At 65.2% G+C, this 19,650-nt stretch carries 19 protein-coding genes and 1 pseudogene; 13 read left to right on the forward strand and 7 right to left on the reverse strand.

Going from position 1 to position 19,650, the window contains the following annotated elements:
* The coding region (locus tag QZY01_RS17240) for a hypothetical protein (protein WP_294539585.1) at positions 1-321 on the forward strand (321 nt) is incomplete at its 5' end.
* Positions 322-565: 244 nt separating this feature from the next.
* On the opposite strand, the gene QZY01_RS17245 is transcribed toward QZY01_RS17240, so the two are convergent.
* The gene (locus tag QZY01_RS17245) at positions 566-838 is read right to left on the reverse strand and encodes a hypothetical protein (RefSeq protein WP_294539588.1); all 273 of its coding nucleotides are present in this window, start codon (positions 836-838) and stop codon (positions 566-568) included.
* A gap of 196 nt (positions 839-1,034) precedes the next feature.
* Here QZY01_RS17245 and QZY01_RS17250 point away from each other — a divergent pair, with 196 nt between their 5' ends.
* Entirely contained in the window at positions 1,035-1,205 is a 171-nt protein-coding gene (locus QZY01_RS17250) for a hypothetical protein (protein WP_294539591.1), read from the forward strand.
* Positions 1,206-1,218: 13 nt separating this feature from the next.
* Positions 1,219-2,454, forward strand: coding sequence for an MFS transporter (locus QZY01_RS17255; protein ID WP_294539594.1), 1,236 nt, complete (start codon positions 1,219-1,221; stop codon positions 2,452-2,454).
* Positions 2,455-2,656: 202 nt separating this feature from the next.
* Here QZY01_RS17255 and QZY01_RS17260 read toward each other — a convergent pair whose 3' ends face one another.
* From QZY01_RS17260 to QZY01_RS17275, 4 genes are all read right to left on the reverse strand, one after another.
* On the reverse strand, positions 2,657-3,877 hold the full coding sequence (locus tag QZY01_RS17260; RefSeq protein WP_294539596.1) for an MFS transporter: 1,221 nt from the start codon (positions 3,875-3,877) through the stop codon (positions 2,657-2,659).
* 783 nt (positions 3,878-4,660) lie between these two features.
* Entirely contained in the window at positions 4,661-5,749 is a 1,089-nt protein-coding gene (locus QZY01_RS17265) for a linear amide C-N hydrolase (protein ID WP_294539599.1), read from the reverse strand.
* 205 nt (positions 5,750-5,954) lie between these two features.
* Complete coding sequence (locus QZY01_RS17270; protein WP_294539602.1) at positions 5,955-6,473, reverse strand: CinA family protein; 519 nt, start codon at positions 6,471-6,473, stop codon at positions 5,955-5,957.
* A 65-nt stretch (positions 6,474-6,538) separates the two neighbouring features.
* Positions 6,539-7,780, reverse strand: coding sequence for a bifunctional 2-C-methyl-D-erythritol 4-phosphate cytidylyltransferase/2-C-methyl-D-erythritol 2,4-cyclodiphosphate synthase (locus QZY01_RS17275; protein ID WP_294539605.1), 1,242 nt, complete (start codon positions 7,778-7,780; stop codon positions 6,539-6,541).
* Between the two features lie 111 nt (positions 7,781-7,891).
* Here QZY01_RS17275 and dusB point away from each other — a divergent pair, with 111 nt between their 5' ends.
* The 3 genes from dusB to ntrC all read left to right on the forward strand — a co-directional run bounded on the left by dusB (position 7,892) and on the right by ntrC (position 11,722).
* Positions 7,892-8,965, forward strand: a complete 1,074-nt coding sequence (dusB, locus tag QZY01_RS17280) for a tRNA dihydrouridine synthase DusB (RefSeq protein ID WP_294539608.1) — start codon at positions 7,892-7,894, stop codon at positions 8,963-8,965.
* On the forward strand, positions 8,962-10,188 hold the full coding sequence (locus QZY01_RS17285; RefSeq protein WP_294539611.1) for an ATP-binding protein: 1,227 nt from the start codon (positions 8,962-8,964) through the stop codon (positions 10,186-10,188). Before dusB ends, QZY01_RS17285 begins: the two co-directional genes overlap by 4 nt.
* A 61-nt stretch (positions 10,189-10,249) precedes the next feature.
* Positions 10,250-11,722, forward strand: a complete 1,473-nt coding sequence (ntrC, locus tag QZY01_RS17290) for a nitrogen regulation protein NR(I) (RefSeq protein WP_294539615.1) — start codon at positions 10,250-10,252, stop codon at positions 11,720-11,722.
* A gap of 16 nt (positions 11,723-11,738) precedes the next feature.
* Here the strand turns inward: ntrC and QZY01_RS17295 are convergent, their stop codons facing one another.
* The gene (locus tag QZY01_RS17295; RefSeq protein ID WP_294539618.1) at positions 11,739-12,416 is read right to left on the reverse strand and encodes a hypothetical protein; all 678 of its coding nucleotides are present in this window, start codon (positions 12,414-12,416) and stop codon (positions 11,739-11,741) included.
* 75 nt (positions 12,417-12,491) lie between these two features.
* Positions 12,492-13,634: an AraC family transcriptional regulator gene (locus QZY01_RS17300; protein WP_294539621.1), complete on the reverse strand. Its 1,143-nt coding sequence runs from the start codon at positions 13,632-13,634 to the stop codon at positions 12,492-12,494.
* Positions 13,635-13,930: 296 nt separating this feature from the next.
* Between QZY01_RS17300 and QZY01_RS17305 the strand changes: the two genes are divergently transcribed.
* From QZY01_RS17305 to QZY01_RS17335, 7 genes and pseudogenes are all read left to right on the forward strand, one after another.
* Positions 13,931-14,137, forward strand: a complete 207-nt coding sequence (locus tag QZY01_RS17305) for a hypothetical protein (protein ID WP_294539623.1) — start codon at positions 13,931-13,933, stop codon at positions 14,135-14,137.
* Between the two features lie 159 nt (positions 14,138-14,296).
* Positions 14,297-16,828, forward strand: a complete 2,532-nt coding sequence (locus QZY01_RS17310; protein WP_294539626.1) for an arylsulfatase — start codon at positions 14,297-14,299, stop codon at positions 16,826-16,828.
* A 168-nt stretch (positions 16,829-16,996) separates the two neighbouring features.
* Positions 16,997-17,395, forward strand: coding sequence for a BLUF domain-containing protein (locus QZY01_RS17315; RefSeq protein WP_294539629.1), 399 nt, complete (start codon positions 16,997-16,999; stop codon positions 17,393-17,395).
* A gap of 166 nt (positions 17,396-17,561) precedes the next feature.
* The gene (coaD, locus tag QZY01_RS17320) at positions 17,562-18,062 is read left to right on the forward strand and encodes a pantetheine-phosphate adenylyltransferase (RefSeq protein WP_294539632.1); all 501 of its coding nucleotides are present in this window, start codon (positions 17,562-17,564) and stop codon (positions 18,060-18,062) included.
* 11 nt (positions 18,063-18,073) lie between these two features.
* Complete coding sequence (locus tag QZY01_RS17325) at positions 18,074-18,637, forward strand: peptidylprolyl isomerase (protein WP_294539636.1); 564 nt, start codon at positions 18,074-18,076, stop codon at positions 18,635-18,637.
* A 29-nt stretch (positions 18,638-18,666) separates the two neighbouring features.
* Positions 18,667-19,122, forward strand: coding sequence for a peptidylprolyl isomerase (locus QZY01_RS17330; protein WP_294539639.1), 456 nt, complete (start codon positions 18,667-18,669; stop codon positions 19,120-19,122).
* Positions 19,123-19,341: 219 nt separating this feature from the next.
* Positions 19,342-19,650: pseudogene (locus QZY01_RS17335) on the forward strand (hypothetical protein); the annotation flags it as partial.

Here is a 19,650-nt window from a genome sequence, read left to right on the forward strand (position 1 = left end):
CCCGAGGCGCTCCGCCGGCGGGTGCAGGATTTCGCCTGGTCCCAGTTCGCGCAGAAATTCGCGGTGCCCGCGGCCAATGCCGACCAGCGAGCGCCTTATGCCGCGAAGCTGAACGCGGCCGGCTTCACGACAGTGGATGTGACGCCTATCGGAGAGCATGTCTTCCCCGGCTGGCACCGCGCGCTGGCCGAGGACGCCGCGCTGTTCGCCAGGCTTCCGACGGCCGGCCGGTTGCCTTATCGGCTGCTGCTCAATTTCGACGCCCGCACCGTTTACAGCGCCTTCGACTATGTGCTGGCGACCGCGTGCAAACCAGGATGAAAGGGAGCGCGCGATCGCGCTGCATGACTTCACCGCCAAGCTAACCACGGGCGAGGACCAGAGCCTCGCGGCCTATCGCGGCCAAGCGCTGCTGACGGCAGTCTCTCGGAAGCTTCCGATCTTGAGCCCGAAAACAGCTAGGCAGATTTGTTGCAGACCGTGTGAAAAGTCGGGCTGAGCCGATTCCGTTTTCGCCGTCGTAGCGATAGAATTGGGCATGACCCACTTTTCCGGATTTGAACGCTCACAACTCCTGCTTTTGGACCCCGACAGCCGCGCCACGGCGGCGTATACGAAGGTGGGCGTCAGGCCGGCGAACATCGGCAGCAGCGACCAGTCGATCTGCGCTGTTCCATTTCGCCGACACCGCCTTGCCGCCGCTGGTCGGCCAGAAACGCGCCGCCGCCTTTCCCGGGGAAGCCACAGCGATGATGTCGTCCTGCATTATTGCCGCGCAATTGGTGATGCTGCCGATTGCGCCGCCGGTCGGGAACAGGGCCGATGTCTGGGGCCGCAAGCCGCTGTTTCTCTTAGCCTTCGCTATCCTTCCGGTCCGCGCGGCGCTCTATGCGCTTTCCGACAATCTGGCTGATCGGCGTCCAAGTTCTCGACGGCGTCGGCGCCGGCATTTTTAGCGCGCTGACGCCGCTGGCCTTCTCCGACATCATGCGCGGCACGGGCCGCCATAATCTCGCCCGGGCGCGGTGGCGAAAATGCAGGGAATCGGCGCGTCGCCGAGCGGACTGGCCGCCGGCCTGATGGTCGATCGGTTTGCCTACAGCGCCGCCATTCTCGGCCTGGGCGGCGCCGCTTCCGTGGCTCTGGCGGTGTTCGCGTTGCGGATGCCGGAAACGGCTGACAACAAGACCGCGCCCGCGTCGTAGGCGAGAAAATGCAATGATGTCGGAAGACAAGACGACATTGGCCAGCGTCGCCGCCAAGCTGAGGGAAATCCCCGCTGGCATATGGGCGCTCGGTTTCGTCTCGTTGTTGATGGACCTTTCATCGGAGATGATTCACGCGCTGTTGCCGGTCTACCTTGTCACGGTTATGGGCGCATCGATGGGGACGGTCGGCGTCATCGAGGGAATCGCCGAAGCCACGGCCTCCATCGTCAAGATTTTCTCGGGCGCCATCTCCGACTGGCTTGGCAAGCGCAAGCTATTGGCGGTTGTCGGCTATGGTCTCGCCGCCGTCACAAAGCCGGTTTTTCCTTTGGCCACATCGATCGGCTGGGTGGTTGCGGCGCGGTTCATCGATCGTGTCGGCAAGGGCATTCGCGGCGCGCCCCGTGACGCCCTGGTCGCTGACATCGCGCCTCCCCATCTGCGCGGCGCCAGTTTTGGCCTGCGCCAATCGTTGGACACGGTCGGCGCCTTTCTCGGGCCAGGGCTCGCAATGGCGCTGATGTGGCTGACGAGCGAAAGCTTCAAAGCTGTTTTCTGGGTCGCGGTTGTTCCGGCGTTCTTGGCGGTCGGCCTGCTTCTGACCGCCGTCCATGAACCCGTGGGCGCCAGCCGGGGCCATGCGCGTTTTCCGTTGAGATTGTCCGAGTTGCAAAAGCTCGGCTCGGGCTATTGGCTGGTGGTAGCGGTCGCCACACTATTCAGTCTGGCGCGGTTCAGCGAGGCGTTCCTTATCCTGAAAGCGAAGGACGTGGGTTTGCCCATCGTCATGGTTCCAATGGTGCTGGTGGTGATGAACGTGGTCTATGCACTCGCGGCCTATCCCGCCGGCGTTCTTTCCGACCGAACCAACCGCATGAATGTTCTGCTCATCGGCTTCGCAATGCTCATTGCGGCCGATGTTTCGCTTGCGCTTTCGGACGGCCTGGTTGGCGTGACCGTCGGTATCCTGTTTTGGGGCCTCCACATGGGCTTCACTCAAGGGCTGCTGGCCACGCTCGTGGCGGATACCGCCCCGGCGGAATTGCGCGGCACTGCCTACGGGCTGTTCAACCTGATGGGCGGACTGGCCCTTCTGGCCGCCAGTGTGCTTGCGGGTGCGCTGTGGGATGAATTCGGGGAGCGCGCGACGTTCCTCGCGGGCGCCGGCTTTACCGCGCTCGCTCTTTTGGGGCTGGGCGTCGTCCGTTGGCGGGCGCCCGATTTAGGATCGCCGGACAAACGTTGATCGACATTGACCGGGTCGCGCTCGCCGCATCGGGTTGACTGAAAATTATGGCGCACATCGCACGCTACAAGAACCACGATGAGGGTTCGGCCTCGATCGTAACGAAGGTCAGGTTTTAGCCGAAGAGGCTGGCTCGTTCGGCGAACGCCGAATTACCGGTATCGGCGCGAAGCCGGCGGCTATCCACCGTTTCGGGCGGCCGCTAACGAATTCTTAGCGCCAGCGGGCCCAGTGCGGCCGCCACGCCGAGCGAGGCGAAAGCCAGTCCCCAGGCCCGTCCCGTATTGGCGCCGCCTGCCGCGTCCAGCACAATGCCGAAAGCCAGCGGTCCAAGGAAACCAGCGGAAAAACCCAAGACCGAATGAACGGAAAGCGTGGCGCCCCGCCGATCCGGGTCCGCCGCCAACACCGCGCCGGTGGTCAAGGCGGCGGAATCGGCCTGGATCAAGGCGTTGTAGAGCAGCATCAGCGCCGCCACCGCGCCATAAGGCAAGCCGTAGCAAAACCCAATAACTGCCGCCAGCGCTGCCGAACCCAGCATGGCGAAAATGCAAAGCCGGCGACGGCCGACTCGCGCCGCAATGTCGGCTCCGACAACGCTGGAGACCATGGCGATCAAGGAGCCGATTGTCGCGATGCTCGTGGGCGAGGGGCCGCCGGCGCCCGGCTGCGAGGCCAGCACCCAGGCAAGATAGGCGACCATCCATGAGCGGGCTCCGAACAATTCCCAGGTGTGGGAGGAATACCCGAGGACGTAGCCCATGGCCGCGCGATTGCGCAGCACCGGGGCGAAATCGAAGGGATGGCTCTTGTGCTTTGGAGGAATTGGTTTGACCGGCGGCAGGCCGAAGGCCACCAGCAGAAAAGCCGTTGCCGCCGCCGCCGCCGCCAGCCCAAACGCGGCGCGCCAGCCAAAAGCGCCGGCGATGGCGCCGGTAACGAGGAACGACCCTGAAGTTCCCAAAGAGAAGCTGGCGGTGTAAAAGCTGATCCAGCGCGGCTGCCTTGGGCCGGAAACGCGATCCATCAAGGCCTTCAGACCGGGCATGTAGGTTCCCGCTAACCCGACGCCGCCCAGAGTCCTCCATGCGAGGGCCGTCCAGAACCCGTTGGCGGTCAGGGTGAAGCCCAGCGCCGAAATCGCGGCGAACAAGGCTCCGGCCAGATAGACCCGCTTGGCGTCGACGCGGTCCGTCAGCGTGGTGAGGATGGGGACAGCCAAGGTGTAGCCCGCGAAGATCGAGCCTGAAATCCAGCCCGCCTCGGTGTTGCTCAGGCCCCATTCGGCGACGAAATCGGGAAGCAAGGCAGGAAAAGAGAAGACGCCGACCATGGACAGCGCTTCCGCCGCGCACAAGCAGACGACAGCCCTTGCGCCGACGGACCGGGTGGCGCCGCCGGTCATGGCGGCAACACGAAACAAGGCATCCAAACGGCTCCGGCCGACAAGCAGCTGACAAAATGTCACGCGAACAGAAACGAGGCCATAGTCGATTTCTTGATCGTTGTCTCGACGGATGGCGGCGATTTGTCCGTGGGCAAACCAACATTTGGGATGAACTCGGCCTGTCCGGCAGACGGCGCTGAAAGCCGATGAATGCGCCCGGCGACCGGCGTTGCGGAAGCGAAAGTTCTGCCGCCGCCGCCACGGTCAAGGCGACCGGATCGTCGATGGCGATCAAAAAATGGTCTGATACCCGGACTCGGAAGTCTTGACTTCCGAGTCCGGGTTAGGAGCGAATGCGACGCCGAGCTTATGCGAGGGATTCCACAATCGCGACGCGTCGCGATTGTGGAGACTTGGTATGAGGCGACATGGGACCTGAGGCGGTTGAACCGCGTCGGCGCCCTGCCTCGGGGTTGCTCCCGTCAATCAATCTGGGTTGGCCGGAGGTGTCCAGGGGTCGAGAAGCGAAACTTCGAATGGAGCAAAATCCTTGATGTTGCGAGTCACGAGAGTTTGGGCGTGAACGCGGGCCGTGGCGGCGAGGAACCGTTCAAGTCACGAGGCGAATGCCCGCAATCGGTGTTCAGTTTTGCGAAGCGACGGCGCCATCAACGTTCACCTTCCGGGTCACGACTGCGCGTCCCTTCCGCGCCGGGAATGACCTGTCACTGCGCGGCTGCGGCCATTGCCATAAGAGCTTGAATGACGCCTTCGAGCGTGCGGCCCCTGCCGGCGACGCTGCCAGCGATCCGCCCGGCCTCACGGGGCCGGCGGCGTTCCCGGCAGAAATTTGAACGGCTCGGCTTGCCTGAAATCGCCGCTGACTTCGCCGGAAAACACTTCGCCGTGCTGGATCGTCAGTTTTTTCACCGGCGCGCCGGGTTTCAGATCGACCTTGTCGAACCTGACCCAGAACGTATTGGGCCGCGTCGCCGAGTCGAAATAATAGATCAGGCCGGTCTGGTCGGCGACGGTGCGCCAGATGGTCGAGGAAATATTGGGCTGGTCGGGCGTGGTGATGCCGAGCGGCACGCTGACCGCGCGCTGAACGCCCATGACGCTGGCGACCGCCTGATAGGCGAAATTCTGTTGCGGCACGCCGGCCGCATAATTGGCGTCGAGCTTTTTCGGAATGGCGTCGATCAGGAAGGAGGCGCGCGCGAAACGGTCGGCGGCCCGGTTGGTCCCGGGCAGAAACGTCAGCCCGCCTATGCCTTTCCAGTAAGCGTTGAGCGCCAGTTGCTGGTCGAAGGTCGGCGAATTGGTCATGACATTATATTGCTTGCCATGATGAATGACGAGCTTGCCGCCGACATATTCGAAAATCGCCGAATCGCCCGTGGCGTCTGAAAGCGACAGATGCAGCGCGGCGGGGCTGCCGTTGGGCAGGGTGGGGGCGAGCAGGACGAAAGGCTCGGCGCGCAGCGCCTCGACGGCTTCCGTCACGCTGGCGAAATTGTCGAGCGCATATTGCGCCCATAGCGCGATCGACAGAAAGGGGCCGCCCGGCTTCGGCGTCCCGTAATCGGATTCGGCGAGATAGAGAATATTGGCGACGAGGCCCTTTTCATTCATGCCGTCGGTGCTGCCGGCCTCGTAGCCGGCGACGATGACGCTGCCATATTTGGCGGTCCAGGCGATTGAGTTCGAGCCCGAGGCGCCGTCGCGCTTGATGCCGGCGGGGAACAGGTAAAGGTTGGATCGCATGTCCTCCTTCCAGTCCATGTTGCGGCCGGTGAGGACGATGCCGTCGTCGCCGACGAACAGCGTCCTTGTGCAGGCGAGGGCGGGAGAAAGGGCGGAGCCGGCGAGCAGCGCGGCGGCCAGCAGGGGGGCGGCGGTCTTCATGAGCGGCGTTCTCCGGGACGTTGCAGTTTGACCCCGCCCCTTATCCGCCAGACGATGGCCGGGCGCAACGCCGCCTTTTAAAAACGCCGCCTTTTCAACATGATCGACCGGCGGCGATAGCAGGGGTCGCGCGGCTTCTCCCCGCATGCCCGACGAATGTTGGGCGTTGGCGCGAACGGCCCATGCGGGCGGACGGGGCGCCCCCTCACGCCAGCAATTGCGGCGCGGCGGCTTCGAGCAGCATATGCAGGCCGGTCAGCATCGCCATCCGCCGGATTTCGACGCGCGAAAATTTCTTGCCCGCCGGCGCGACGAAATGCTTGCGCAGCAGCAGGGTCGGGCGCTGGTCGCGCGCCAGCGCGAAATGCACGAGGCCGACCGGCTTTGCCGCCGAGCCGCCGCCGGGGCCGGCCACGCCGGTGATCGCCAGCGCCATTTGCGCGCGCGAATGCGCCAGCGCGCCGAGCGCCATCGCCTCCGCGACCTCCGCCGAAACCGCGCCATGGGCCGCGATCAGCCCGGCGGGGACGCCGAGCATGTCCTGCTTGGCCTCGTTGCTGTAGGTCACGAAGCCGCGCTCGAATACATCGGAAGCGCCGGCGTTTTCGGTCAGAGCGCCGGCGAGGAGGCCGCCGGTGCAGGATTCCGCCGTTGCGATTTTCAGCCCGCGGGCAAGGCAGGCGTCGAGAGTCCTTTGCGCCAGCAGCACCAGTTCGTCGCGCATGTCGCCTCCGAAAATTCAGTTGAACATTTTTCCGCCTCGACCTTCGATGGCGTCGGCGGCGGAGATCACGGCAGCCGCACGGTGGCTGTGGCCAGCGCAGCGATGCCCTCCTGCCGTCCGGTGAAGCCGAGCCGCTCCGATGTCGTCGCCTTCACCGCCACCCGGTCCAGCGGCAAAGCCATGATCGAGGCGATGTTTTCGCGGATCGCGTCGCGATGCGGCCCGACCTTGGGTCTTTCGCAGATCAAGGTGGCGTCGATATGGGCCACCCGCCCGCCTTTCGCGCCCACCAGTTGGACGGCGTGGCGCAGGAAAACCTCGGAGGGCGCGCCGCGCCATTGCGGGTCGCCCGGCGGGAAATGCGCGCCGATGTCGCCTTCGGCGATCGCCCCGAGCACGGCGTCGGTAATGGCGTGGAGCAGCACGTCGGCGTCGGAATGGCCGACCAGCCCCCGGTCATGCGGCACTTTGACGCCGCCGAGCCAGACATGGCCGCCGTCGCCGAAAGCGTGGACGTCGAACCCTTGTCCCGTGCGGATATCGGGCAGGACAACATGCAGTTCGTCTGGCAGTTTGGCTTCCGCGCGCAAAAAATCCTCCGTTGTGGTGAGCTTGATGTTATCGCTGTCGCCGGGGAAGACGAAGACGCAATGACCCGCCCATTCGGCTACGGCGGCGTCGTCGGTCAATTCGCGGCAGCCATCCTCTCGCACCGCGCGATGGGCGGCGAGGATCAGGCCGAGGCGGAAGGCCTGCGGCGTCTGCACGGCGCGCAGCGTCGCGCGCTCGGGCGTGGCGACGATGCGCGAATCCCCGGCCACCTGCTTGATCGTGTCGGTGACCGGCGTGCCGGGAATGGCGGCGCCTTTTTCGCGCGCCGCTTCGAGCGCGCGCGCAATCAGGCCGGGGCCGACGAAGGGACGGGCGGCGTCGTGGATCAGCACAAGGGTCCCGTCCGGCGCTCCGGCGGCGGCGATGGCCTCCAGTCCGAGCCGCACGCTGTCCTGCCGGGTCGCGCCGCCAAAGGCCGAGGGATCGATTTTCGCCTGCAGATCGCCGGCCAGAGGGGCGACCGCCGCCTCGTACAAGGCGAGGTCGTCGGCGTGGATGACGACGCGGGCGCGGGCTTGCGGCGCGGCCGCGAGCAGCGCTTCGAGCGTGCGGGTCAGCACCTGCCGGCCGTTGAGCGCGCGATATTGTTTCGGCCCGCCGGCGCCGGCGCGCGCGCCGCGCCCCGCCGCGACGACGAGAAAAATCGCGCCAGATCCCGTTTCATGTGGATTTTGGAGAAAATCTTCCTCAGCCATCGCCGTCCCGTCAAGCTTTTATTCCAACGACATGTCGCCCGAAACGCCCTCAAGGTCAATTTTTCGGCTTTTGCGCATTGCCGCGCCGGAATTTCTGACTAAAATGCGGGCATGGTCAAGTTTGCACAACAGTTGAGCAGTGATGGCGGCGACGCAGCCGCAGGCGAAAAATGGCGGATCGGCGATCTCGAACTCGACGGCCGGGCTTTTCTGGCGCCCATGGCCGGCGTGACAGATCTCGCCATGCGGCGGCTGGCGCGGCGGTTCGGCGCGGCGCTGGTATTTTCCGAAATGGTGGCGAGCGATGCGTTCACGCGCGGCGCCGGCCGCAAGTCCGGCGCCGCTCGTGAGGTGTGGGCGCGGGCCGATGGCGCCGGCGTGGCGCCGCACGCCGTGCAACTCGCCGGCTGCGAGCCCGGAAATATGGCCGAGGCGGCGCGTCTGGCGGAAGCAGCCGGCGCCGATCTGATCGACATCAACATGGGCTGCCCGGCGAAACGCGTGGTCGGCGGCGCCGCCGGTTCGGCTTTGATGCGCGATCTCGATCATGCCGCCGCGCTGATCGGCGCGGTGACGCGGGCGGTAAGAATTCCGGTCAGCGTCAAGATGCGTCTAGGCTGGGACGAGGCGACGCGCAACGCTCCGGAACTGGCGCGCCGCGCGGAGCTGGAGGGGGCGAAAATGATTGTCGTTCATGGCCGCACGCGCAGCCAGTTCTATCGCGGCGAAGCCGATTGGGCGGCGATCCGGGCGACCGTCGACGCCGTGACGATACCGGTGGTGGCCAATGGCGACTGCCGCTCGCCGCGCGATGCGCAACGCATGCTCGAACAATCCGGGGCGCAGGCGGTAATGATCGGCCGCGCCGCGCTCGGCCAGCCCTGGCTGGTCGGCGACATCGCCCATTTCCTGCGCCATGGTCGGGAGCGCGCGGCCCTGCCGGCGCCGATGCGGCGCGCGGCGGCGCTCGAACATTATGCCGGCCTCATCGAAATTTTCGGCGCGCCGCAGGGCTTGCGTCATGCGCGCAAGCATCTCGCCGCCTATGCCGATGTCGCCGCCCGCTGCGGCGGCGGCCTCGATGCGGAAGGGCGCAGGCGGCTTGTCGCCAGCGAAGACCCTTTGGAGGTTTCCGCCCTGATCGGCCGGCTTTACGATCCGGCGCCTAAAGCGGAGGCGGCATGATCCGCGAACCTGCCTCAAAATTGGGCGCTTCCACGGGCGCTCTCGCCGAACCTCCGGCGGGAACCGCGGCCGGGTCCTCGACGCAACCTTTGACGCACCCCCTGGCGCATCCTTTGGCGACCCCCGGCGACAAGAACGTCCAGGCGGCGCAATTGCTCAACGCCCTGCCGCATCCGCTGCTGTCGGTCGCCGGCGACGGGACGATTCTCGACGTCAATCCGGCGGCGGAACTGTTTTTCGCCATGTCGCGCAATGCGCTGCGGCGGATCAAGTTCCAGGAGCTTTTGCCCTTCGCCTCGCCGATGGTTTCGGCGATCGAACAGGTGCGCCAGCGCCGCGCCCCGATCAACGAATATCGCGTCGATCTCGGCACGCCGAAGATCGGCGTCGAGCGTTTCGTCGATATTCACATCGCGCCCTTGCCCAATTTGCGCGACGGCGTGGTGATCATGCTGCAGGAACGCACCATCGCCGACAAGATGGATCGCCAGCTCACCCATCGCGGCGCCGCCCGCTCGCTGTCGGCGATGGGCGCCATGATGGCCCATGAGATCAAGAATCCGCTGTCGGGCATTCGCGGCGCCGCGCAATTGCTGGAAACGGCGGTCGGCGACGAGGATCGCGCGCTGTGCCGGCTGATCTGCGACGAGACCGACCGCATCGTCGATCTGGTCGAAAGGATGGAGGCCTTTTCCGACGGCGGCCGGCCGGTAGAGCGCGGCGCGGTCAATATCCACGAAGTGCTCGAACACGTCCGCCGCGTCGCCCAGGCGGGCTTTGCCCGCCGCATCCGGTTCGTCGAGAGCTACGACCCGTCGCTGCCCCATGTGCTCGCCAACCGCGACCAATTGGTGCAGGTCTTCCTCAATCTGGTGAAGAACGCCGCCGAGGCGATCGGCGAAGATGCGTGCGACGGCGAAATCGAACTGACCACGGCCTTTCGGCCCGGCGTGCGCATCAAGTCGCCGGGCAAGGCCTCGCCGGTCAGCCTGCCGCTCGAATTCTGCGTGCGCGATAATGGCGCCGGCGTTCCCGAAGACCTGATGCCGCATCTGTTCGATCCTTTCGTCACCACCAAGTCCTCGGGCACTGGCCTCGGTCTTGCATTGGTGGCGAAGATCATCGGCGATCACGGCGGGGTCATCGAATGCGAATCGCATGCGCGCAAAACCGTCTTCCGCATTTTGATGCCGGTCTATTCCCGCCGCGACGGCGCGGCTTGAACTTGCGCCCCGGCGCTTCCGTTCCCGAGGGGCGGAGAGCGACCGGCTTTGGAGGTTTTGAATGCCCAGCGGCAATATTCTCGTCGCGGACGACGACGCGGCCATTCGGACGGTCGTCGGTCAGGCCCTGACGCGGGCCGGCTATGAAGTCCGCACGACGGGCGCCGCCGCGACCTTGTGGCGCTGGATTCAGGCGGGCGAGGGCGATCTGGTGATTACCGACGTCGTCATGCCCGACGAAAACGCCTTCGAACTGCTGCCCCGGGTGAAAAAGGCGCGGCCGGACCTGCCGGTCATCGTGATGAGCGCGCAGAACACCTTCATGACGGCGATCAAGGCCTCGGAGCGCGGGGCCTATGAATATCTGCCGAAACCTTTCGATCTGAAGGAGTTGCTCGCCATCGTCGGGCGCGCCATGAGCGAGCCGAAAAACCGGCTGCGCCCGCCCGAACCCGACGACATGGAAGGCATGCCGCTGGTCGGCCGCTCCCCGGCGATGCAGGATATCTATCGCGCCCTGGCCCGGCTGATGCAGTCCGACCTGACGGTGATGATCACCGGCGAATCCGGCACCGGGAAGGAACTGGTGGCGCGCGCCCTGCACGATTACGGCAAGCGCAAGAAGGGGCCTTTCGTGCCGATCAATGTCGCCGCCATTCCGCGCGACCTGATCGAATCGGAACTGTTCGGCCACGAGAAGGGCGCCTTCACCGGCGCCAACCAGCGTTCGATCGGCCGGTTCGAGCAGGCCGAGGGCGGCACGCTTGTCCTCGACGAGATCGGCGACATGCCGATGGAGGCGCAAACCCGGCTGTTGCGGGTGTTGCAGCAGGGCGAATATACGACGGTCGGCGGACGCACGCCGATCAAGGCCAATGTGCGCATCGTCGCTGCGACCAACAAGGATCTGCGGATTTTGATCCAGCAGGGCCTGTTCCGCGAGGACCTGTTCTTCCGGCTCAATGTCGTGCCGTTGCGGCTGCCGCCCTTGCGCGAGCGCACCGAGGACATCGGCGATCTCGCCCGTCATTTCTTCAACCAGGCGGTCAATGACGGCTTGCCGCTCAAATCGCTGGAGCCGGCGGCGCTGGAGCGGATGACGCGCTATCGCTGGCCGGGCAATATCCGCGAGCTTGAAAATCTGGTCCGCCGCCTCGCCGCGCTCTATCCGCAGGAAGTGATTTCCGAACCGATCATCGCCACCGAACTCGGCCTCGATACGGCGCGCGAAAGCGTAAGTTATCTTGGCGCCGGCGTGTCCGCGGCGCCGGCGATGCGCGACGGCGACGAATCCCTGTCGATGTCGGTCGAGCGTCATCTTGCCGAATTGTTCAAGTCGCATGGAGAAGGCCTGCCGCCGCCGGGTCTTTATCACCGCATCCTGCGCGAGATCGAATATCCGCTGATCTCGATCGCGCTGGCGGCGACGCGCGGCAACCAGATCAAGGCGGCGGAACTGTTGGGGCTCAATCGCAACACGTTGCGCAAGAAAGTCCGCGATCTCGATGTGCGGTTGATGCGCTCCTCGCGTTGACCCTTCGTCGGCGATTCTATTCCCCGCGCCGGCCGATGAAGCGGACCGACAGGGGATAGCCTGGCATGGACGCGGCCATCGACGCGCTGAAATGCAGCGGCGTGCAGGCCTTGAACGCGGCAAGGATCGAATCGCGCACCTCCTCCGCCGAAGCGCCCTGTCCGGGCTTGAGATAGGTGATTCGCGGCGGCCACAGCACCGACCCGCCGCGGTCGAAGGCGAATCTCAAGGTGACCTCGACCGTATCGCCCCGCTGGGGAACGGGCGGCGCCCAGCAGGCGGCCAGTCGCTGCGCCGCCTGTCTCGGCAAGACGATGGGTCTCGAGGCCTGCGGCGGATGGTCGTCGATCCCGTCGGAAAAGGGCTTGTCGGAAAAGATCTTGTCGATCGTGATCGTCATGCCCTGCGGCAGCGTCGGCGTGTGCCGGGGATAGGACGGGCCGCGAGGGGGCGGCGCCTCGCCGAGCGGAGTCAGCGGCGGGAGGAGCCCCGGCGCCGCAGGCGTAGGGACATGAGGCGCCTGCGCGCCGCCCTGGAGTATGATCGCGCGCCGCATCAGCAGTTCACGGGAATCGAGAGGGGTGCGATCCGTTGGCGCGCCGGGATGCTCCTGCGAACCCTCGCCGCCGAAACAGGCGACGCTCTGGGCGACCCAGGCGACAGCGATCCATTTCATCGGGCGAGAACAGACCATGGCGGCAAAGGTGCTCTTTCGGGAGGAACCAGTCGAGGCGCGGCGGACGGCGCGCTTTGCTCTCACTACAGTTTGTCATCTTTCTGGTTCAGACGAGGAACTTTCCCCGGTCGTCGGAGAGGAAAGGCCCGAAAGGTCAATAATTCCGTTTGAATTGTCCCGCGCCCGCCATTGCGTCGGGCTGTGTCCGGTCCAGTTGCGGAAGGCGCGCGAAAAGGCGTTGGCGTCGTCGTAATGCAGCGACGCCGCGATCTCCGACACCGGCAGGGCGGTATTGCTCAATAATTGCCGCGCCAGTTCGCCTCTCGTCCGGCTGACGAGTTCGCGCAGGCTCTTGCCTTCGTCCCGCAACAGGCGGCGCAACGTCCGTTCATGGACATCGAACAGCGCGGCGACCGCTTCCGACGAAGCATCGCCGCTCAGCACCAGTTGATGCAGCGCGCTTTCGACGCGTTCGCCGAAACAGATCGGGCCATGGGCCTCGGCTTCGAGGATCGCGCGCTGGCAGCGTTGACGCGCCGCGGGGTCGGCGCCTTCGAGCGGACGCGAGAGCCAGCTGGAGTCGAAAACAATCGCCGATATGTCGGCGTCGAAGGCAAGGTTCGCGGAAAACAGCCGGCCGTAGGGCGCGATGGAGCGCGGGCGAGCGAAGGCGAATTGCACCCGGATCGGCGAGAAGGCGGGGCCGCAGAGTTCGCGCAGGATTTTGCAGCCGATGGCGATCGCCGTGGCGTGAATCTGATCGACTCCTTCAAGGTCGTGGCGAAAGACCGAATAGCCGAACAGCACGCTGGAGCGGTCGGGCGACAGCAGGACCGGCGCGGCGCCCCGGTCGTGGAGATGGAAATGCCGCACCAGCGCCTCGAGCGCATCGCCGACATTGGCGCAATGGCGCATCAATTCGCCGATGGGGCCAAGACCCTTGAGATCGAAACCCTCCGCCAGCAGCAGCCCGAAGTGCCGGCAACCGGTCATTTCCGCGCAGATCGCCAGCAGCCGCCCTCCCGCCGCGATCGAAATCCGATTGTCGGGTCGCTCGAACAGCACGGGCTCGACGGCGGCGCGGGCGAAGGCGAGCGCCACGTCGGCGCCGCGCGCCGCCAACAGCGCCGGGATCGGCAGCAAGGGACTGACCCTGAGGTCGCCGGGCGGGCCAACGCGCGGCGTCTCCGTTGCGTCGATCGACAAGTCACGGCGGTCGCCGTCCAGAATATCCAAGTTCCCTCCTTTGGTATGATGTCCGTCTGGCCGAAACTGCAAGGCGCCCGAAAAGGGAGTTTGCTACTTTTTCTCCCGGTCGGCCAGAGCCGGTTCGCGCGCATCCGCCCGCAAGGGCGGTCAGGCGTCCATGGTACGAGCCCATGGACGGCGAAGCGTTCGAATCCGGAATTGGCCGGCTGACTCTTTCGTCCCGCGTCATCGGGGACGCCGCCGTCGGCTCTTGCGGGCCAAACCGCCCATGCTTTCGCTGAAGAAACGTGGCGGGTTCAATCCAGGAAAATTGAGGAGCGCCTATGACACGAATCAAGCTTTTGGCCGGAATGGCCATTGCCGCGTCGCTGCTGAGCTACGCGCCCATGGCCGAAGCAGCGCCCATCGTCGCTTCCCCGGGGGCGATGGCCGTCTCCGGCTCCGACGGCCTCATCGTGAAAACGGTGACCCGCGCCGGCGTCGCCCACCGCTCCACGCGCCGGACGGCGCGTCGCGTCAATCGCAGGTGAAGTAGCTTCGCCCGGCGCTCCGCCTTCGCGGGCGCGCCGGGCGTCCGGAAACTCGCCGGTCGCGGCGTCTCAAGGGTGAGGCGAACCGTCAGGGCGGGCGTGCGTTGACTCGCGGCCAGCGCGATTGCGTCGAATCATATTGAATCTGGGGAGGCATTGATGTCGTTTCGTGGGATTTTGATCGCCCTGACGGCTGCGGCGATTTTCGGCGGTTCAGCCTGGGCGCAGGAGACGCCGAAGGGCGTCGGCGCGGTGCAGACCACCGGCGTTCCCGGAACCCCCGGCGCCACCACCACCCTCAGCGGCAAGCAGCTTCCCGCGCCCGACCCGAAGTTCGGCGGCGTCATCAAGGACGACGCCCTGCAGTCGAAGGCGTGGTGGGCGCCGCGCGTCGTGCCGCCGAAGGACGCGCCGAACGTCCTGCTGATCATCACCGATGACGCCGGCTTTGGCGTTCCGGGCACCTTCGGCGGGGTGATCCCGACGCCGACCATGGACGCCATCGCCAGCGAGGGCTTGAGCTACACGCGGATGTTCTCGACGGCCTTGTGCTCGCCGACCCGCGCCGCGCTGATCACCGGCCGCAACCACCACTCGGTGGGCTTTGGCGTGATCTCCGAACAATCGACCGGTTTCCCGGGCTATAATTCGATCATTCCGAAGGACAAGGCGACCATCGGCCGCATCCTGCTCGACAATGGCTATTCGACCGCGTGGTTTGGCAAGGACCACAATACGCCGGCCTTCGCCGCGAGTCAGGCCGGCCCGTTCGACCAATGGCCGACCGGCATGGGCTTCGAATATTTTTTCGGCTTCGTCGGCGGCGACGCCAACCAGTGGGAGCCGAACCTGTTCCGCAACACGACGCAGATTTACCCGTTCAAGGGCCAGGAAGGGCAGTGGAACCTGATCACGGGGATGGCCGACGACGCCATCGACTACATCACCCGCATCCACCAGACCAACCCGGCGAAGCCGATCTTCATCAAATACGCGCCCGGCGCCACCCATGCGCCGCACCATCCGACGAAGGAATGGGTGGACCGGATCAGCGCCCTGCACCTGTTCGACGACGGTTACGAAAAGCTGCGCGAGCGGATCTTCGCCAATCAGAAGAAACGCGGCATCGTCCCGCCGGACGCGACGCTCACGCCCTGGCCCAAGGAAGTGCTGAAGCCCTGGGACGAATTGAGCCCCGATGCGAAAAAACTGTTCATTCGGCAGGTCGAGGTGTTCGCCGCCTATGCCGCCTACAGCGACTACGAGATCGGCCGCGTGATCCAGCGATTCCGCGATCTCGGCAAGCTCGACAACACTTTGGTCATCTACATCAACGGCGACAATGGAACCAGCGCCGAAGGCGGTCCGCTCGGCACCCCGAACGAGGTCGCGTTCTTCAACGGCGTCAACGAGTTGCCGGTCGAAGTGCAGATGAAGTTCTACGACGTCTGGGGCACGCAATATACCTATAACCACATGTCGGCGGGCTGGTCCTGGGCCTTCGACACGCCGTTCGACTGGTTCAAGCAGAACGCCTCGCGGCTCGGCGGCATCAATCAGAACATGGTGGTGTCGTGGCCGGCGCGCATCAAGGACAAGGGCGGCGTCCGCGACCAGTTCATGCATGTCAACGACGTCGCGCCGACCATCCTCGAGGCCGCCGGCATCGCCGAGCCTGAATTGGTCGATGGCATCCGGCAGATCCCGATGGAGGGGACGAGCTTCGCCTATACATTCGACGCGAAGAACGCCAGGGCGCCCTCGCGGCACAAGCTGCAATATTTCGAGATGATGGGCCAATGGGCGCTTTACGACGACGGATGGCTGCTTTCGACCAAGGTCAACCGCGCGCCCTGGCAGGCGTTCGGCCCGGCCAATCCGGACCCGCTCAACAACCAGATCTTCCAGCTCTACGACCTGAACAAGAACTGGAACCAGACCGACGACGTCGCGGCGAAATACCCCGAAAAGGTCAAGGAACTGCGCGAAAAATTCGTCGCCGAGGCGAAAAAATATCAGGTCTTCCCGCTTGACGCGTCGGTGGCCGGGCGCATCGTCGCGCCGCGCCCGAACATTACCGCCGGGCGCACGGAATTCGTCTACACCCATCCGATGACCGGGCTGCCGCAGGGCGATTCGCCGTTCATCCTCGACGCCTCGTATAATTTCGCGGCGGAGATCGACGTGCCGCAGCAAGGGGCCGAGGGCATGATCGTCACCTCGGGCGGGCGCTTTGGCGGCTATGGCTTCTATCTCGTCAAGGGCAAGCCGGTGTGGCTGTGGAACCTCGTCGATCTCGAACGCATCAAATGGGAAGGCGCCGACGCGCTCACTCCCGGAAAACACATCGTCGAGTTCGATTTCAAATATGACGGGCTCGGCGCCGGCACGCTGGCGTTCAACAACTTCAGCGGCCTGGGCCGCTCGGGGACGGGCACGCTCAAGGTGGACGGCAAGGCGGTCGATACCAAAACGATGCCGAAGACGCTGCCGATGATCCTGCAATGGGACGAGTCTTTCGACATCGGCTCCGACACGCTGACCGGCGTCAACGACGCCGACTACAAGCCGCCGTTCCCGCTGACCGCCAAGCTCGACAAGCTGACGATCAGGATCGATCGCCCGCAATTGTCGCCCGCCGACATCAAGGCGCTGGAGGCGGCGATGACCGAAAAGGCCAAGGCCGACTGATCGCGCGCGCCTGACGGGGCGGCGTTCGCGCCGCCCCTCAAACAGAACCGAGCCGATTCCCGCTCAATGCGCGCGCCGAATGGCTCGACAGGCGCCTCAGGCGCATGGCATATCCTGTTCTGCTATCCAGAACGCCGGTTACAGCAAGGCCGGCAAAGGAGGATGCATATGCCGATGCTTCAACTGATCTACGCCTCACGTCCGTTCGGTTTCGACGAAGGCACCATCGCCTCGATCCTGATCGTTTCCCGCCGCTGCAACGAACGCGATGGCATTACCGGGGCGCTGATCTGCCGCGGCGATCTGTATCTGCAATTGCTCGAAGGACCGGAAGAAATGGTCGAGAAGGCCTATCGTCGCATCGAGCGGGATCATCGGCATCTGGAGATCAGGCTCTTGAGCCGGCGCATCGTCACCGAAAGACTGTTTCCCGACTGGGCGATGCGCGACGACCCGGCGCGATCCTGGATGTGGAGTCGCGACGAGGTCAAAGCCGGCGCGATCGATCGCGCGACCGAGGCCGAGGTGGTGGCTGTCTTTGAGCGCCTCGCCCACGAACCGGCCTGAGCGGCGCCGGTGGCGCGCATCGACGCGGTCCCCCCGCGATTCTGACATTTTCACCCGCCGCAATTTCCTCCAGGCCCGAAACCGCGCCGCGCCGGGCCGAAAGTCGCACCAGCCTTTGGTATCCTGCGGCGTTGCGGAAAGGGCGCGGTTTCGCTAGCAATGCGCTATGCAACGCGTCGCGCTCTATCCGGGGTCGTTCGATCCCGTCACCAACGGCCATGTCGATGTGATCCGCGCCGCTTCAAGGCTGTGCGACCGTCTCGTGGTGGCCATTGGCGTGCATCCGGGCAAGACGCCGATGTTTTCAGTGCAAGAGCGCGCCGAAATGATCGAAAAAGTCTGCGCCGCCGAGGCGGCGGAGCGCGGCTGCGAAATCCGCGTCGTGACCTTCGACGGTCTGGCGGTGGAGGCGGCGCGAAAAAACGGCGCGACGCTGATCGTTCGCGGCCTGCGCGACGGCTCCGATCTCGATTATGAAATGCCGATGGCCGGCATGAACGCCGCCATGGCGCCGGAGGCGCAGACGGTTTTTCTTCCCGCCGGGCGTGAAGTGCGGCATATAACCGCGACGCTGGTTCGCCAGATCGCCAAAATGGGCGGCGATGTCTCCGCCTTCGCGCCGCCGCTGGTCGTCGAGGCGCTCCGCAACAAAACGGCGAAAACCTGAGGAGAGCTGCCATGACCGAACGCACCCGGCGACTGGACCGCCGCCAGCTGGCCAGAACCGTGGCGCTCGGCGCCGCCTGCGGCCTGTTGGCGGGCGCGGGCGCGCTGGCCCAGCAGGACAAGTCCAATCTCCTCAACCTTCAGCTCAAGGACGGGACCGTGGTCATCCGCCTGCGTCCCGATCTCGCGCCCAGACATGTCGAGCGCATCAAGGAACTGGCCAAAGCCGGCTTTTACGACGGCATCGTTTTTCATCGCGTGATCGAGGGCTTCATGGCCCAGACCGGCGACCCGACCGGCACCGGCATGGGCGGCTCCAAACTGCCCAACCTGCCGGCGGAGTTTTCCGCCGAGCCGTTCAAGCGCGGCACGCTTGGCATGGCGCGCTCCAGTTCGCCCAATTCGGCCAATTCGCAATTCTTCATCTGCTTCGCCCCGGCGCCCTTCCTCAACGGGCAATATACGGTGTTCGGCGAGGTCGTCTCCGGCATGGAATTCGTCGACAAGATCAAGCGCGGCGAACCGCCGGCGACCCGCGACAAGATCATCAGCCTGAAACTGGCGTCCGACGCCTGATCCCCCAACAATCGAACAAAGGAAGCACCATGTCCGACGAAGGCAATCTCCTGACGCTGGAAACCACCAAGGGCGAAGTGGTCATCAAGCTGCGCCCCGATCTCGCCCCCAATCACGTCGCCCATATCAAGAAACTGGTCGGCGAAGGCTTTTACGACGGAGTGGTCTTTCACCGCGTGATCGACGGTTTCATGGCCCAGACCGGCTGCCCGCACGGCACGGGGACCGGCGGCTCGAAATATCCCAATCTCAAGGCCGAATTCAGCAGCACTCCGCATGTGCGCGGCACCGCTTCGATGGCCCGCGCCGCCAATCCCGATTCGGCCAATTCGCAGTTTTTCATCTGTTTCGACAATGCCCGTTTCCTCGACAAGCAATATACCGTCTGGGGCGAGGTGATTTCCGGCATGGAGAATGTCGACAAGATCAAGCGCGGCGAACCCGTGCGCGATCCCGACAAGATCGTCTCGGCGAAAATCAGCTGAGCGCGGTCGAGCGCGGAAGCCGGGGTCCGCGCCCCGGTTGCCGATCGTGGCGCCATTCAGCCGCCGTTCAGGACGCAAACTTTAGACAAGGCGCGGCTTCCACAGGGTTTTCGCACCGCCGTTCACTGGTCCGCCATTGACGGGCGCGAAAAAAGCTCGGAAGCTTTGGGGTATCATTCGGCGCCGCGTCCGACGGCGACCGCTTTCCGGGAGCCGTCCATGTCCTATCCTGTCATGTTCTATCGTTCCAGGCCTGTTCGTTCCGCCCTCCTGCTGGCCGGCGCCCTGGCGCTGATCGGTCTGGGGACTGCCGCCCGCGCGGAAGACTCGCCGATGAAGCAATGCGCCGACAAATGGCAGGCGGCCAAGACCGCCGGCGCGACCGGTGGACTGACCTATCTGCAATTTTCCTCGAAATGCCGCGCCGATCTGAAGGCTGCGCCCGCAGCCGCCGCAGCGCCTGCCGCTCCCGCCGTTCCGGCGGCCGCCGCGCCGGCCAAGCCCGCGGCGCCGAGCGTCGCGGCGCCG

This window comes from uncultured Rhodoblastus sp., assembly GCF_903903185.1.
Classification (GTDB): domain Bacteria; phylum Pseudomonadota; class Alphaproteobacteria; order Rhizobiales; family Beijerinckiaceae; genus Rhodoblastus.

Bases quoted from the DNA above. Each gene is read 5' to 3' on its own strand.
- QZY01_RS17250 (WP_294539591.1), top strand. From the start codon at position 1,035: ATGCAGGGAATCGGCGCGTCGCCGAGCGGACTGGCCGCCGGCCTGATG.
- QZY01_RS17255 (WP_294539594.1), top strand. From the start codon at position 1,219: ATGATGTCGGAAGACAAGACGACATTGGCCAGCGTCGCCGCCAAGCTG.
- QZY01_RS17265 (WP_294539599.1), bottom strand. From the start codon at position 5,749: ATGAAGACCGCCGCCCCCCTGCTGGCCGCCGCGCTGCTCGCCGGCTCC.
- QZY01_RS17270 (WP_294539602.1), bottom strand. From the start codon at position 6,473: ATGCGCGACGAACTGGTGCTGCTGGCGCAAAGGACTCTCGACGCCTGC.
- QZY01_RS17275 (WP_294539605.1), bottom strand. From the start codon at position 7,780: ATGGCTGAGGAAGATTTTCTCCAAAATCCACATGAAACGGGATCTGGC.
- dusB (WP_294539608.1), top strand. From the start codon at position 7,892: ATGGTCAAGTTTGCACAACAGTTGAGCAGTGATGGCGGCGACGCAGCC.
- QZY01_RS17285 (WP_294539611.1), top strand. From the start codon at position 8,962: ATGATCCGCGAACCTGCCTCAAAATTGGGCGCTTCCACGGGCGCTCTC.
- ntrC (WP_294539615.1), top strand. From the start codon at position 10,250: ATGCCCAGCGGCAATATTCTCGTCGCGGACGACGACGCGGCCATTCGG.
- QZY01_RS17295 (WP_294539618.1), bottom strand. From the start codon at position 12,416: ATGGTCTGTTCTCGCCCGATGAAATGGATCGCTGTCGCCTGGGTCGCC.
- QZY01_RS17305 (WP_294539623.1), top strand. From the start codon at position 13,931: ATGACACGAATCAAGCTTTTGGCCGGAATGGCCATTGCCGCGTCGCTG.
- QZY01_RS17310 (WP_294539626.1), top strand. From the start codon at position 14,297: ATGTCGTTTCGTGGGATTTTGATCGCCCTGACGGCTGCGGCGATTTTC.
- QZY01_RS17315 (WP_294539629.1), top strand. From the start codon at position 16,997: ATGCCGATGCTTCAACTGATCTACGCCTCACGTCCGTTCGGTTTCGAC.
- coaD (WP_294539632.1), top strand. From the start codon at position 17,562: ATGCAACGCGTCGCGCTCTATCCGGGGTCGTTCGATCCCGTCACCAAC.
- QZY01_RS17325 (WP_294539636.1), top strand. From the start codon at position 18,074: ATGACCGAACGCACCCGGCGACTGGACCGCCGCCAGCTGGCCAGAACC.
- QZY01_RS17330 (WP_294539639.1), top strand. From the start codon at position 18,667: ATGTCCGACGAAGGCAATCTCCTGACGCTGGAAACCACCAAGGGCGAA.